General features: G+C 68.9%; 10 protein-coding genes. All 10 read left to right on the top strand.

The window, feature by feature from the left end; translation table 11 throughout:
• The first annotated feature begins 47 nt into the window (after nt 1–47).
• The 10 genes from CFB40_RS25150 to tssI all read left to right on the top strand — a co-directional run bounded on the left by CFB40_RS25150 (nt 48) and on the right by tssI (nt 14695).
• Entirely contained in the window at nt 48–2411 is a 2364-nt protein-coding gene (locus tag CFB40_RS25150) for a serine/threonine protein kinase (protein ID WP_089432695.1), read from the top strand.
• Nucleotides 2398–3513 (top strand): type VI secretion system protein TssA, encoded by a 1116-nt coding sequence (gene tssA, locus CFB40_RS25155; protein ID WP_089432696.1) that lies wholly within the window; start codon nt 2398–2400, stop codon nt 3511–3513. The genes CFB40_RS25150 and tssA overlap by 14 nt, the downstream gene beginning before the upstream one ends.
• A gap of 73 nt (nt 3514–3586) precedes the next feature.
• Nucleotides 3587–4141, top strand: a complete 555-nt coding sequence (gene tssB / locus CFB40_RS25160; RefSeq protein WP_089429096.1) for a type VI secretion system contractile sheath small subunit — start codon at nt 3587–3589, stop codon at nt 4139–4141.
• A complete protein-coding gene (gene tssC, locus CFB40_RS25165) occupies nt 4134–5642 on the top strand; it encodes a type VI secretion system contractile sheath large subunit (RefSeq protein WP_046547841.1) in 1509 nt (502 codons plus the stop codon). The genes tssB and tssC overlap by 8 nt, the downstream gene beginning before the upstream one ends.
• 71 nt (nt 5643–5713) lie before the next feature.
• Nucleotides 5714–6205, top strand: coding sequence for an Hcp family type VI secretion system effector (locus tag CFB40_RS25170; RefSeq protein WP_027791618.1), 492 nt, complete (start codon nt 5714–5716; stop codon nt 6203–6205).
• A 16-nt stretch (nt 6206–6221) separates the two neighbouring features.
• Nucleotides 6222–6779 carry a type VI secretion system baseplate subunit TssE gene (gene tssE / locus CFB40_RS25175; protein ID WP_089429095.1) on the top strand — a complete coding sequence of 186 codons (558 nt, stop codon included), beginning with the start codon at nt 6222–6224 and terminating at the stop codon, nt 6777–6779.
• Nucleotides 6780–6783: 4 nt separating this feature from the next.
• Entirely contained in the window at nt 6784–8655 is a 1872-nt protein-coding gene (gene tssF, locus CFB40_RS25180; RefSeq protein WP_089432697.1) for a type VI secretion system baseplate subunit TssF, read from the top strand.
• Entirely contained in the window at nt 8652–9755 is a 1104-nt protein-coding gene (tssG, locus tag CFB40_RS25185) for a type VI secretion system baseplate subunit TssG (protein WP_089432698.1), read from the top strand. Before tssF ends, tssG begins: the two co-directional genes overlap by 4 nt.
• A 12-nt stretch (nt 9756–9767) precedes the next feature.
• Nucleotides 9768–12425, top strand: a complete 2658-nt coding sequence (gene tssH, locus CFB40_RS25190; protein WP_089432699.1) for a type VI secretion system ATPase TssH — start codon at nt 9768–9770, stop codon at nt 12423–12425.
• Nucleotides 12422–14695, top strand: a complete 2274-nt coding sequence (gene tssI, locus CFB40_RS25195) for a type VI secretion system Vgr family protein (protein WP_089432700.1) — start codon at nt 12422–12424, stop codon at nt 14693–14695. Before tssH ends, tssI begins: the two co-directional genes overlap by 4 nt.
• The last annotated feature ends 39 nt before the right edge of the window (nt 14696–14734 follow it).

The following is a 14734-nucleotide window of genomic DNA, read 5'->3' on the forward strand; positions in this document are numbered from 1 at the left end:
GGCGGGTGCGGCGAGTGGAAAGGACGCGGTTTCGAGAGGTGGTGGAGATGAAGGACGCTGGATCGAGAGACAACGAGCACGACACGGCGACACGCGGCGACGCATCCGAATTCACGGTGCGGCCGCTGCCGCTCGGCCATCGCCTGGGCGAACTGCAGCTCGACGAGGTGCTGGGCATCGGCGGCTTCGGGATCGTCTATCGCGCATTCGACCGCACGTTGCGGCGCGCGGTCGCGATCAAGGAATACATGCCGTCGATGCTGGCCACGCGCGGCGGCGACTACACGGTGTCGCTACGCTCCGAGCGGTTCGCGCAGGCCTTCGACGCCGGCCGCGGCGCGTTCCTCAACGAAGCGCGCCTGCTCGCGCAATTCGACCATCCGGGGCTCGTCAAGGTCCTGCATTTCTGGGAAAGCCACGGCACCGCGTACATGGTGATGCCGTTCTACGAAGGGCGCACGCTCAAGCAGCTGCTCGACGGCGGGATGCGGATCAGCGAGACGCAGTTGCGCAATATCGTCGGCGCGCTGCTCGGCGCGCTCGACACGCTGCATCGCGCGCAGTGCTTCCATCGCGACGTCGCGCTCGACAACGTGCTGATCCGCCCGAACGGCAGCGCGATCCTGCTCGACTTCGGCGCGGCGCGCAAACGGATCGGCGACCTGGTCGACGACGGCGCGATGATGATCAAGCCCGGCTACGCGCCGATCGAGCAGTACACCGACGATCCCGCGTTCAGCCAGGGGCCGTGGACCGACCTCTATGCGCTCGGCGCGGTGATGCACGCGATGATCACCGGCGAGCTGCCGCCCGCGGCCGTCGTGCGCAGCATCAAGGACACGTACCGGCCGCTCGCGTCGCGCGAACTGCCCGCCGGCGAGGTGTACAGCCCGGCCTTTCTCGCGGCGGTCGATCATGCGCTGCAGTTGCGGATTCCGGATCGGCCGGAATCGGTCGCGGCGTTCGCGGCGGAGCTCGGGTTGCGGGACGTCGGGACGGGTGGCGGATATGGCGCGGCGGTCGTGCCGCCGGTGGGTGATGCAGGCAGGAGCGGGGAAGGGAAGGGTGAGGCTTCGGCTGCGTCCGGTACGGCGTCGGCTGTTGGCGCGGCTTCGATCGGCGCGGGCGGGACCGCTTCGGGCAACGCTGCGGCGGATGGGCGGGCGTCGACAGCCGGTGGTGCAGATCATGTGTCTACACCCACGCACACGGCATCCGCAGCGCCTGGCGTGTCCGGCGCCAAGCCGGCGGCCGATATGCGTTCGACGTCCCAAACCGTCGCGCAAGGCGCCGCCGTTGCGGCTGCGGGCTCGCTGGCAGCGTCTGCTGCATCGCATGCGTCTCAATCGCCTGCGAAACCGGTTGAAAAGCCGGTCGAATCCGAAACGGCGAACGGAAACGTCGAACGCGCGCAAGAAGCGTCTGCTGCACGAACTGACACACACGACGCAGCCGGTACGCGATCCCCAACGACCGACACCGGCGTCGGTCCACGTGGTGCGGCGGGTTCCGGGAATGCGAACGCATCCGCGACTGCCGGCACCGCTGGTTTGAGCGCACCGCATCCCGCCGCATCGGCGTCGGCCTCGTCATCGAGTGGCGCATCCGGGCCGACCGGCGCCCAACGCGACCACGCTCCGCCTGGATCGCGCAACCGCCGGGTGCCGGTCTACGTCGGCAGCGCACTCGTTGCGTTGATCGCCGTCGGCCTCGCGGCGACTTATCTGTCGCGTCCCGCCCGCGTCGCCGACGAGGCCGCGCCGGCCGCCAGCCAGCCGCAGGCCGGCACGTCACCGCCCGCGAGCACGCCGGGCGCCACGCTGGCCCAGCAAGGGCCGACACCGACCGTCGTGCCGCCGTCGAGCCTCCCGGCCGGATCGTCCGCGCAGGTTCCACCGCCCCCCGTCGTCGCCGCACCGGCCAGCGCGCCTGCCGTCGAAGCCGCCACGCCCGCGCCGCAGGTTGCGACCACCGTCACGAACCCGGCCCCGTCGCCGTCGGGCTCCAGCTCGGGCATCGCGCCCGCCGGCAGCCTCGATTCGTCGGAACGCGTCGTCAACGTGCCGCCGTCGGAAGCGGCCGCCACACCGGCGACCGCGCCGACACCCGCACCGAAGGCGCCGTCGGAGGCCGAGACTGCTGTCGCCGCCGTCACCGCGCCAACGGCCGAGTCGCAGCCGCGTCCGCCGAAGGCGCAGGAAACCGTGCAGGTGCGTTTCAACGTGCGGCCCTGGGGCGACATCTACGTGAACGGCGCGCGGCGCGGTGCGAGCCCGCCGCTGCGCTCCGTATCGCTGACGCCGGGCGTCTACGTGATCGAGATCCGCAACGGCTCGCTGCCGCCGTTGCACCGCACCGTGGCGATCGACTTCGGCAGCAAACCGGTCAACATCGACTATGCATTCGAATGACGTCAGCCAGGCGGCGCTGGCCGCCGCCGCACATGCCACGGTGCCGCCCGGCCTGCCGGCGACCCCGCGCGCCGACCTGATCGGCCAACTGCTCGCGGACGTCGCGCCCGATGCGCCGTGCGGCGCGAACCTCGAATACGACGCCGAGTTCCTGCAACTGCAGGAGCGCGCGACGCCGCGTGCCGAGCAGCAATACGGCGACACCGTGATCCCGGCCGAGGCGCCCGACTGGCGGGCGGTCGAGCGGCTCGCGCTGGCGCTGTCGGCGCGCACGAAGGATCTGCGCGTCATCGCCTGTCTCGCGCGAAGCTGGACCGAGCAACACGGTATTCCCGGCTACGCGGACGCGCTTGCGCTCGTCGCGAACCTGCTCGAACGCCGCTGGGACGACCTGCATCCGCGGCTCGACGCGGACGGCGAACCGGACCCGACATTGCGGATGAACGCGCTCGCCGAGATAGCCGGCGCGCACGACTGCGCGCGCGCGGCGCGGCGCCAGCCGCTGTTCGACGGCGGCCCGAGCGTGCGCGACGCGGAACGGCTGCTCGACGGCCGCGACGACACCGGCAGCCCCGTGGCGGGCAGCCGCGAAAGCCTGCTGGCTGCGCTGACGGCCGCGCGCAGCGACGGCACGACGCCGCTCGACGCGGCGCGCGCGGCACTGCACGCACTGGAGGCGATCCGCGCGGACGTGACGGACAGGCTGGGCCGCGAATGGGCGCCCGACGAAGGCGACGCCGAGAAGGCGCTGCAACGGATCGTGCGCGAAGTGCCGCTGCCCGAGCCGCAACCGGTGTCGCCCGACATGCAGCAGGCCGCGCCCGGCGACACGGCGCCGCCAGGCGTTGCCGCAACCGCGCCGGCGGCACGACCGAACGCGCACGCCTGGCGCGATGCCGAGGTCACGAGCCGCGACGACGTGCGCATCGGTCTCGACAAGATGTGCCGCTATTTCGAGCAACACGAGCCGAGCCATCCGGCGCCGCTGCTGCTGCGGCGCGCGCAACGGCTGCTCGCGCTCGACTTCTACGAAATCATCCGCGATCTCGCGCCGGAGAGCCTGCCGAAGCTGGATCTGCTGAGCGGCGAGCGGAGCGAATGAAACGAGCGAGCGCCGCCGCGATGTGGGCGCTGACGACCAACTGCGCAACCTGATCGATGTGAAGGAGTGGACGATGACGGACAGAACCAAGGCGGCAGGCAGCGGACAGAAGTTCATCGCGCGCAATCGGGCGCCGCGCGTGCAGATCGAGTACGACGTCGAGACCTACGGCGCCGAACGCAAGGTGCAGTTGCCGTTCGTGATGGGCGTGATTTCCGACCTGGCGGGCAAGCGTGCCGAGCCGTTGCCGGACTTGCCGGAGCGCAAGTTCCTCGAGATCGACGTCGACAACTTCGACGAGCGGATGAAATCGATCGCGCCGCGTGTCGCGTTCCAGGTGCCGAACACGCTGACGGGCGAAGGGATGCTCAACGTCGACATGACGTTCGAGCAGATCGACGATTTCTCGCCGGCCGCGATCGCGCGCAACGTCGACGCGCTGCGCCGGCTGCTCGAGGCGCGCACCGAGCTGTCGAACCTGCTGTCGTACATGGACGGCAAGCATGGCGCCGAGCAGCTGATCGAGCGCGCGATCAACGACCCCGACCTGCTGAAGACGCTCGTGCGCAACCCGCACGAGCCCGCGCAGGGCGGCGACGCGACCCAACCGGAGGCCCGCGATGAATGATCCCGTCCAATCCCGTGCGGACACGCGCGACGCCGCGCAACCGGCCGTCGCGCACGACGAATTCGCCGCGCTGCTGCAGAAGGAGTTCAAGCCGAAGACGGCCGAGGCGCGCGAGTCGGTCGAGCGCGCGGTGCGCACGCTCGCGCAGCAGGCGCTCGAACACACGGTCGGCATGACGACCGATGCGTACGGCAGCGTGAAGCAGATCATCGCGGAGATCGACCGCAAGCTGTCCGAGCAGATCAACCAGATCCTGCATCACAACGAGTTCCAGACGCTCGAAGGCGCGTGGCGCGGGCTGCATTACCTCGTCACGCACACCGAGACCGACGAGCTGCTGAAGATCAAGGCGCTGCCGGCGTCGCGCAACGAGGTCGCGCGGATGCTGAAGCGCTACAAGGGCGTCGCGTGGGATCAGAGCCCGCTGTTCCGCAAGATCTACGAAGAGGAATACGGGCAATTCGGCGGCGAGCCGTTCGGCTGCCTGGTCGGCGATTTCCATTTCAACCACAGCCCGCCGGACGTCGAGATGCTCGGCGAGCTGTCGAAGATCGCGGCGGCCGCGCACGCGCCGTTCATCGCCGGTGCATCGCCGGAGCTGATGCAGATGGATTCGTGGCAGGAGCTGTCGAACCCGCGCGACCTGACGAAGATCTTCCAGAACACCGAATACGCGGCGTGGCGCAGCCTGCGGCAGTCGGAGGATTCGCGCTACATCGGCCTCGCGATGCCGCGCTTTCTCGCGCGGCTGCCGTACGGCGCGCGCACCAACCCGGTCGACGAATTCGACTTCGAGGAAGACACCGACGCCGCGAACCACGACCGCTACACGTGGGCGAACTCGGCGTATGCGATGGCCGCGAACATCAACCGCTCGTTCAAGCAGTTCGGCTGGTGTTCGTCGATCCGCGGCGTCGAATCGGGCGGGGCGGTCGAAGGGCTGCCGAGCCACACGTTCCCGACCGACGACGGCGGCGTCGACCAGAAATGCCCGACCGAGATCGCGATCAGCGACCGCCGCGAGGCCGAGCTCGCGAAGAACGGCTTCATGCCGTTCGTGCACCGGAAGAACTCGGATTTCGCGGCGTTCATCGGCGCGCAGTCGCTGTACCAGCCGGCCGAGTACCACGATCCCGACGCGACCGCGAACGCGCGGCTGTCCGGCCGCCTGCCGTACCTGTTCGCGTGCTGCCGCTTCGCGCATTACCTGAAGTGCATCGTGCGCGACAAGATCGGCTCGTTCCGCGAACGCGACGACATGGAGCGCTGGCTGAACGACTGGATCATGAACTACGTCGACGGCGACCCCATCAACTCGTCGCAGGAAACCAAGGCGCGCAAGCCGCTCGCGGCCGCGCAGGTGGTGGTCGACGAGGTCGAGGACAACCCCGGCTACTACACGTCGAAATTCTTCCTGCGGCCGCACTACCAGCTCGAAGGGCTCACGGTGTCGCTGCGGCTCATCTCGCGGCTGCCGACCGCGAAGGCGGCCAACGAGTGAGCAGCGCAGCAAGCAACGATCGGCATTCAACGCGGCATTCATCCTGACATCGCACTGAAACGGAGACGGCAATGGGCGTGGCAATGTTTATGAAGGTGGACGGCGTGACCGGCGAATCGGCGGACGCGCAGCACAAGGGCTGGACCGACATCCAGTCGTTCACGTGGGGCGCGAGCCAGCCGGGCGCGATGGCGAGCGGCAGCGGCGGCAACGCGGGGAAGGCGAGCTTCAACGATCTCGTCGTCGCCGCGTACATGGACAAGGGCGCGCCCGCGATCATCAAGAACTGCGCGAACGGCAAGCACCTTTCCTCGGTCGAGATCTCCGCGTGCAAGACGGGCGGCACGCAGGTCGAGTTCATGCGCGTGACGCTGCAGGAGGTGCTCGTCACGTCCGCGCAGGTCGCGGGCATCGATCCGGGCGACGTCGCCGACCGGCTGATGATGCACTACGGCTTCCAGGCCGCGAAGGTGAAGAAGCAGTACTGGCAGCAGAACGACAACGGCGGCAAGGGCGCGGAGGTGACCGTCGGCTGGAACATCAAGGAAAACACCGAGATGTGACGGCGCGGAGATGACGATGGACGACCCGCGAACCCGCGACGGCCGCGACAGCCGGGAAGGCAGCCTGCGCGACCGGCTCCAGCCCGCGCTGCTCGACCGGCTCACCGACGACACGCCGCAGCGCGCCGCCGAAGCGCCCGGCGCGCAATGGATCGGCACCGAACGCCTGCGTGCGGCCGTGCTGCGCGATCTCGCGTGGCTGCTCAACACGCGCAACGCCGAGGACGGCTTCGTCGACTGGTCGGCGTTCACGCACGCGCAGGCGTCGGTGCTCAACTACGGGATGCGGCCGCTCGTGGGCAAGCCGATGTCGGGCGTCGAGCGGATGTCGGTCGAGGCGTCGATCCGCGACGCGATCCTCCGCTTCGAGCCGCGTATCGCGCCCGACAGCGTCGAAGTGCGCAGCGTGATCGACGCGGCCGGCGGCCGCGCCGGCGAACGGCGCCACAACGTGTTGCTGTTCGAGATTCGCGGCACGCTGTGGTCGATCCCGCATCCGCTCGAATTCGTGCTGCGCTCCGACCTCGATCTCGAGACGGGCGCGATGTCGCTGCAATCGGTGGCGGGGGCCTGACGCGATGGATACGCGCCTGCTCGACTACTACAACCGCGAACTCGCGTACCTGCGCGAGCTCGGCGGCGAATTCGCACAGCAGTTCCCGAAAGTGGCCGCGCGGCTGCGGCTCAATGAATCGGGGCCGCCCGATCCGTACGTCGAGCGGTTGCTCGAAGGCTTCAGCTTCCTCACCGCGCGCGTGCAGCTCAAGATGGACGCCGAGTTTCCGCGCTTCACGCAGGCGCTCCTCGATGCCGTTTATCCCGGCTATATCGCGCCGCTGCCGTCGATGGCGATCGTGCGGTTCGCGCCGCTGCTGAACGAAGGCAGCCTGGCGCAAGGCTGGCGGCTGCCGGCCGGCACCGCGCTGCGCGCGCTCCCGGCCGCATCCGAGCAGACCGCTTGCGAATTCCGCACCGCGCACGACCTGACGCTGTGGCCGCTCGAACTGACCGATGCGACCGTCACCGGTGCGCCGTCGTGGCTGCCGCGCGGCGCGTTCGCCGCGCGGCAGGACGTGCGCGGCGCGCTGCGCATCCGGTTGGAGGCGCGCGGCGGTGCCAAACTGTCCCAGATGCCGCTCGACCGGCTGACGTTTCATCTGGCCGGCCCCGAGCGCGACGCGCTTCACTTGCTCGAACTGATCGCCGCGCATGCGCTCGGTGTCGTGTGCCACGATCCGGCGCAGCCGCCGCGCTGGCTGCATACGCTCGATGCCGACGCGATCGTTCACGAGGGCTTCGATCCCGCGCAGGCGATCCTGCCCGACGACTGCCGCAGCTTCCACGGCTACCGGCTGCTGCGCGAGTATTTCGCGTTTCCGGCGCGTTTCCTGTTCTTCAGCATCGGCGGGCTGCGCGCGGCGCTCGCACGCGCGACCGGCGGCGCGTTCGAACTGACCGTGCTGTTCGATCGCCACGATGCGGCGCTCGAGGCGGCCGTCAGCGCGAAACACCTCGCGCTGAACTGCACGCCGGCCGTGAACCTGTTCGCGCGCCGCGCCGATCGCATTCCGCTGCAGCCGGGCGCGCGCGAGCACCATGTCGTCGTCGATCGCAGCCGGCCGCTCGACTATGAGGTCTATGCGGTGCAGCGGCTCGCGAGCGAGCAGCGCGACGATGGCCAGTCGCGCGAATTCCGGCCGTTTCATGCGTCGTTCGCGAGCGACGACGGCAATCACGGCGCTTACTACACGGTGCGGCGCGAACCGAGGCTGGTCTCTTCTCAGGCACGTGCGAACGGCACGCGCACCGGCTACGTCGGCAGCGAGACCTACGTGTCGCTCGTCGACAGCCAGTGCGCGCCGTACGACGAAACGATGCGTTACCTGGCGGCCGATACCCTGTGCACGAATCGCGATCTCGTGCTGCTGCAGCCACCGGGCGATGCGAACACGTTCACGCTGCGCGTGTCGGCCCCGGTCGAGAACATCGTCGCGATCCGCGGCCCGTCGCGGCCGCGCCCGCCGATTGCCGATGCGCAAACCGCGTGGCGGCTGATCCGTCATCTCGGGCTCGCACGCCACACGCTGACCGATCTCGACGACGAAGAGGGCGCGCACGCGCTGCGCGAACTGCTTGGCCTGCATGCCGACCCGGCCGATGCCGCGATGCGCAGGCAGATCGACGGCGTGCTGCGCGTGGCGTTCTCGCCGGTGTTCCGCCGGCTGCCGGCGTCCGGCCCGCTGATGTTCGGACGCGGCGTGCAGGTCGACGTGACCGTCGACGATCATGCGTTCTCCGGCGACAGTCCGTTCCTGCTCGGCGCGGTGCTCGAACAGTTCTTCGCGCGGCACGTGTCGATCAACGCGTTCGCCGAATGCGTGCTGACCAGTGCGCAGCGCGGCACGCTCGCGCACTGGCCGGCGCGCATCGGCAGGCGGCCCGCGATATGAAGCGCGACATGTCTCCGGCTACCGGGCCGGCTGCCGAAGCCGCACGCCGCGACGCGTGGTGGGCACGCCTGCGCGCCGCGCCGCACGGCTACGACCTGTTCCAGTCGCTGCGCTGGCTCGATGCGCTGTCGCCCGGCCGCGCGCCGCTCGGCCATGCGACGCGGCCGCGCGACGAGCCGGTGCGGCTCGGGCAGCAACCGTCGCTCGCGTTCGCGGCGTCGATGCTGGCCGGCGTGAGCGACGACGGCAGCGGCATGCCGCCGCGCATCGCGATCCACGGGTTCGGGCTGTTCGGCCCGAACGGGCCGCTGCCGACGCACCTGACCGAATACGCGCACGAACGCGCCGCGCAGCACGACGATCCGACGTTCGCCGCGTTCGCCGACCTGTTCCATCACCGGCTGATCCTGCTGTTCTACCGCGCCTGGGCCGACGCGCAGCCGACGGTGAGCCTCGATCGCCCGCAGCGCGCACGGTTCGACGGTTATGTCGCGAGCCTGATCGGCCGGGCGGCGCATGGCGACAAGCCGGCCGCGAAAGCCGACATCCACGCCGACGCCGACACGCTCGCGCCGCATGCGCGCTATTTCCACGCGGGCCATCTCGTGCGGCACACGCGCAACCCGGAAGGGCTCGTGCAGATCCTGCGCCGGCATTTCGGTGTCGAGGCGCGCATCGTCGAGCACGTGCCGCAGTGGGTCGCGATCGAACGTTCGCAGCGCTGCACGATCCGCGCGACGCGGCCGACGTTGCGGGTCGGCGCCGTCGCGCTCGGTGTGGCCGTGCGCGATGCGCAGTCGCGCTTCCGGATCGTGCTCGGCCCGCTGTCGCTCGACGCGTACCGCCGTTTCCTGCCGGGCGGCCCGCATGCGCGGCAGCTCGCGCAATGGGTGCGCGAATACGTCGGCATCGAGTTCGACTGGGACGTGCAGCTCGAACTGGCGGCCGACGCGGTGCCGGCGATCGCGCTCGGCGCGCCGCAGGGCATCGGCCGCACCGCGTGGCTCGGGCAACGGCTCGATCCGGGCCCCGCGCGCGACCTCGTCGTCCGCTACGACGTGCGGCGCGGCGGCGCCCCCCTTCATCGCGAAACCGCTTAAACGGGAACCGTCATGTCCGATATCGGCCGCGCCAACCTGTTCGGAAAGCTGAATCCGTTCCTCTACGAGACGCTCGAGCAGGCGACCGGCTTCTGCCGGCTGCGCGGCAATCCGTATGTCGAGCTTGCGCACTGGTTCAAGCAGATGCTGCAGCGGCCCGACGGCGACCTGCAGCGCGTGCTGCGCCACTTCGGCGTGGACGGCGCCGCGATCGACCGCGGGCTCGTTACCGCGCTCGACAAGCTGCCGCGCGGCGCGGGCTCGGTGTCGGACCTGTCCGTGCACATCGACGATGCGGTCGAGCGCGCGTGGGTCTACGCGACGTTGAAGTACGACGCGACGCGCATTCGCGGCGCGGTGCTGCTGCTCGCGATCCTGAAGACACCGCAGTTGCGCAACGTGTTGCTGGCGATCACGCGCGAATTCGAGCGCATCGTGCCGGACGTGCTCGCCGACGAACTCGCGTCGATCGTCGAAGGCTCGCCCGAAGCGCCAGCGGCCGGGCAGGCGGCGCAGGGCGGCGACATGACGATGCGCGGCGCGACCGCCGCCGCCGGCTCGGCGCTCACGCGCTTCGCCGTCGACCTGACCGCCCGCGCGCGGGCCGGCGAGATCGATCCGGTGATCGGACGCGATCCGGAGATTCGCCAGATCGTCGACATCCTGCTGCGACGCCGGCAGAACAACCCGCTGCTGGTCGGCGAGGCCGGCGTCGGCAAGACGGCGGTCGCGGAAGGCTTCGCGCTGCGGATTGCCGCCGGCGACGTGCCGCCGTCGCTGCGGGACGTCGCGCTGTACCTGCTCGACATCGGGCTGCTGCAGGCCGGCGCGAGCGTGAAGGGTGAATTCGAGAGCCGGCTGCGCGGCGTGATCGACGAAGCGATGTCGTCCGAGCGGCCGGCGATCCTGTTCATCGACGAAGTCCACACGCTCGTCGGCGCGGGCGGGGCCGCCGGCACCGGCGACGCCGCGAACCTGCTGAAGCCCGCGCTCGCCCGCGGCCTGCTGCGCACGATCGGCGCGACCACGTGGTCCGAGTACAAGCAGTACATCGAGAAGGACCCGGCGCTGACGCGACGCTTCCAGCTCGTGCACGTCCATGAACCGGAGGAAGCGGCCGCGCTGACGATGCTGCGCGGGTTGGCCGGGAAGCTCGAGGCCCACCACCGCGTGCTCGTGCTCGACGATGCGCTGGAGGCCGCCGTCACGCTGTCGCACCGTTACATTCCCGCCCGCCAGTTGCCGGACAAGGCGATCAGCCTGCTCGATACGGCCTGCGCGCGCGTCGCCGTCAGCCAGCACGCGGTACCCGCGCCGATCGAAGATGCACGCCGCCGCATCGACAGCCTGCGCGTCGAACAGGAGCGGATCGGGCGCGAATGCGCGCTCGGCACCGGTGATACGGCGCGGCGCGACGCGATCGAGCACGACATTGCTACCGCCCGAACCGAACTCGACCGGCTCGACACACGCTGGCAAACCGAACGCGACGCATTGACCGCGATCGTCGATGCCCGTGCGCTGCTGCTCGACGACGATCCGTCCCACGCACTCGATGCGGATGCACGAGCCGCGGCGCAAAACCGTCTCTCGGCTGCCCAGCAGGCGCTGGCCGACCTGCAAGGCGATGCGCCGCTCGTGCTGCCCGCCGTCGACCCACACGCGGTGGCCGCCGTCGTGGCCGACTGGACCGGCATTCCGCTCGGCCGCATGGTCCGCGACGAAACGCAGGCCGTGCTGAAGCTCGCCGATACGCTCGGCGAGCGCGTCGTCGGCCAGCAGCACGCGGTCGAGCTGATTGCCGAGCGCATCCAGACCGCGCGCGCCAAGCTCGACGATCCGAAGAAGCCGCATGGCGTGTTCCTGCTGTGCGGGCCGTCCGGCGTCGGCAAGACGGAGACCGCGCTCGCGCTGGCCGACACGCTGTACGGCGGCGAACACAACGCGATCACGATCAACATGAGCGAATTCCAGGAGGCGCATACGGTGTCGACACTGAAGGGCGCGCCGCCCGGCTACGTGGGCTACGGGCAGGGCGGCGTGCTCACCGAAGCGGTGCGCCGCCGCCCGTACAGCGTCGTGCTGCTCGACGAGATCGAGAAGGCGCACCGCGACGTGCACGAGATTTTCTTCCAGGTATTCGACAAGGGCTGGATGGAGGACGGCGAGGGGCGCGACATCGATTTCCGCCACACCGTGATCCTGCTGACGTCGAACGTCGGTGCCGATCGCGTGATGCAGCTGTGCCGCGACCCCGAGCGCCTGCCCGACACGCAGACGCTCGCCGATGCGCTGCGCGCGCCGCTGCTCGACGTGTTTCCTGCCGCGCTGCTCGGGCGGTTGACCGTCGTGCCGTACTACCCGCTCACCGACGCGACGCTCGCGCGGATCGTCGCATTGCAGTTGCGGCGGATCGAGCAGCGGATCGACGCGCACCACGGCATCCGGCTGCGCTGCACCGAAGCGGCGACCGCGCTGGTCGTCGAGCGTTGCCGGACGATCGAATCCGGCGGCCGGATGGTCGACGCGATCCTCACGCACACCGTGATGCCGCGCATCGGCCGCGCGATCCTGCAGGCCACGCTCGAGGGCCGCACGCTGTCGTCGATCGAGCTGAGCGCCGCCGACGGCGAATTCACGTACCGGTTCGACGAGGAGGAAACGACTTGAATCGCGTATTCACACTCGACAGCCCGCACGGCGACGGCCTCAAGTTCCATACGCTCGACGGCAGCGACGAGCTCGGCCGCCTGTTCGAATTCCGGATCGAGGCGCTCGCCGACAGTCACAGCCTGTCGCTGAAGGACATGCTCGGCAAGCCCGTGACGGTCCGGATCGAACAGCAGGACCGGTCGACCCGCTACCTGAACGGGATCGTTGCGCGCGCATCGCTTTCCGGCCGGCGCGCCGAGCGCTACTACGGCTACGAGCTGATCGTGCGCCCATGGCTTTGGCTCGCGACGCGCCGCTCCGATTGCCGGATCTTCCAGAACAAGACCGTGCCCGAGATCGTGCAGGAGGTGCTGTCGACGTACGGCTTTCCGATCGAGAACCACCTCGCCGAATCGTATGTGCCGCGCGACTATTGCGTGCAGTACAACGAGACCGATGCCGCGTTCGTGTCGCGGCTGATGGAGTTCGAGGGGATCTACTTCTGGTTCCGGCATGCGGAGGACACGCATACGCTGATGCTCGGCGACGCGATGTCGTCGCATACCGTGCTGCCCGGCTACGAGACGATTCCGTACATCGCGCGCGACCGCACCGCGATCGCCGACGAGGAGCATATCGACGGCTGGCTGCCCGCGCAGGCGGTGAGCGTCGGCCGGCACCAGACCACCGACTATGACTATACGAAGCCGCGCGCCGATCTTTCGTCGCAGAAAGTCGATCCGCGTGGGCACGATCACGACAGTTTCGCTTCGTTCGAGTGGCCGGGGGGGTATCGCGACGATGCGCCCGGTGCGCATTACAGCCGCGTGCGGCTCGAGGAACAGCAGGCGGAACATGAACGGGCGAGCGCCGATACCGATGTGCGCGGTGTCGCGCCCGGTTATCTGTTCACGCTCGAACATTGCCCGCGGGCGGACCAGAACCGCGAATACCTGATCGTGCGCTGCCAGTACCGCTTTCAGGAGAACGCGTATGCGAGCGACCAGGGCGCGGAGGCCGTCGTGCATCAGACGATGATGCTCGCGCAGCCGTCGAGCCTGCCTTACCGGTCGCCGCGCGAGACGCCGCGGCCGCGCACCAACGGGCCGCAGACGGCCACCGTCGTCGGGCCGCCGGGGGAGGAAATCTGGACCGACCAGTACGGGCGCGTGAAGCTGCAGTTCCGCTGGGATCGATACGGGCAGAGCAACCAGGATTCGTCGTGCTGGGTGCGGGTGTCGAGTCCGTGGGCCGGGGGTGGGTTCGGGGGCGTGCAGATTCCGCGGGTGGGTGATGAGGTCGTCGTGGATTTTCTCAATGGCGATCCGGATGAGCCGATCGTCACCGGGCGGGTTTTCAACGGCGAGAAGATGCCGCCGTGGGGGCTGCCGGGCAGTGCGACGCAGAGCGGGCTGTTGTCGCGGTCGTCGCCGGGTGGAACGACCGACCACGCCAATGCGTTCCGGTTCGAGGACAAGAAGGGCGCCGAGCAACTGTGGATGCACGCAGAAAGGAATTTCGATGCGGAGACGGAACTCGATCATTCGCTTTCCGTCGGGAACAACCATACGCATACGGTCGGGAACGACGAAACGATGCAGGTGAAGAACAACCGGCAACGGAGCGTGGGGCAGAACGAGACGGTGAATATCGGGCAGAACCGGGTCGCGCAGATTGGGGCGAACGAGACGCATGGGGTGACGGGGAATCGCAGCGTGTCGGTCGATGGCAACAGTTCGCATACCGTGACCAAGGGGAATCACAACCTGGCGGTGATCGCCGGCACGCACGACGTCTTCGTCGAGGGAAACAGCACGCATGTCGTCGGTACCGGATCGTATGCGACGAAGGTCAATGCCGGAAACCATTCCGTGGACGTTAACAAAGTCGCTTCATTGGCGGCCGGCCAATACATCGACATGGGTTCAGGAAAGAGTGGCGTGTCGATCAACAAGGACAACGTCGGCGTCTCCATCGGCGGAACCGGAGGCGATACCGGTGTCGGGATCAGCGGCCAGGGTGGCGGTGTGGCCATCGCCGGATACGGCAAGGGCGTCAACATTGCGGGCTACGCACCTGGCGTGACGATTTACGGCGAGAACGATCTCAATCTTTCCGGCAAGTCGACGGCAAATCTTCAGGCACCGACGGTCAACATCGACAACGGCAAGGCCAGTTGCACCGTCAACGTCAATGCGACGAGGATCGTTCTGGCGACCGGTGGCGGCTCGATCACGCTCGACGGATCGGGCGTGACGATCCAGGGGACGATTGCCCACATCAATTGATTTCGACCGGCGCCTGCCGGTCACACGATTGCATTCGAA

Origin of the sequence: Burkholderia sp. AU31652, from assembly GCF_002223155.1 — a bacterium.
Classification (GTDB): Bacteria; Pseudomonadota; Gammaproteobacteria; order Burkholderiales; family Burkholderiaceae; genus Burkholderia.